This is a genomic window from Planomonospora algeriensis, from assembly GCF_977012225.1.
This window is the reverse complement of the sequence record NZ_CDRNDK010001030.1, coordinates 1-652: the sequence shown is the minus strand read 5'-3', so window position 1 is coordinate 652 and position 652 is coordinate 1. Positions and strand designations below refer to the sequence as shown.

General features: G+C 78.8%; 1 protein-coding gene. It reads left to right on the top strand.

Annotated features, from left to right (window positions below; all coding sequences use genetic code 11):
- Positions 1 to 376: 376 nt before the first annotated feature.
- Positions 377 to 652, top strand: a 276-nt coding sequence (locus tag ACWJ6R_RS37610) for a hypothetical protein (protein ID WP_449066747.1), incomplete at its 3' end; no start/stop codon positions are given.

Here is a 652-nt window from a genome sequence, read left to right as displayed (position 1 = left end):
CAGGCGGTGGGGCAGGCCGGAGGACGGACCCCGGGGGGGCGGCGGTCTGGAGACGCCCGGTTCCGGCGGGGGGGGTGTCGAGCCGCCAGGACGACGTGTGGGCGGGAGCGCTGGGCTCGGGCTCCACCTCGTCGGAGGCGTACGCCTCCGGTGGGGACGGCGGCCGGTCCGAGGACGCCTCCGGCGGCGACGGGACCCGGGGCGGGGTGAAGGACGCCTCGGGCGTGTCCCGGCCGGAGAAGACGCCGGCGGGAAGCCGTCCACGGGCAAGGGCTCCACGGACGAAGGCACGGGCAGGGGCACGGACAAGGGCACGGACAAGGGCACGGATAAAGGCACGGGCAAGGGCGCGGACAAGGGATGGCCGGGGAAACCGGTGGCGCCCTCCACCGGCTCCTGGCCGACCGCTCCCGGCGGGGGCGGCTCGGGCACGTCCGGCCAGAGCTGGACCGCCGCACCGGGCGAGACGGTGTCCAGGGTCCCGGCCTCCCTGCCCGCCGACTGGGACCCGAGCGCCGACGAGCGGCGCAGGATCCCGGCAGGCGCCCCGCAGACGGGCGGCGGCGGCCTCGCGCCGAAGGCCAGGGCCGGTGACTGGCCCCTCGCCGCGGGCGGTGCGGCGCTGCTGCTGGGAGCCGGGCTGGCGGGCCTC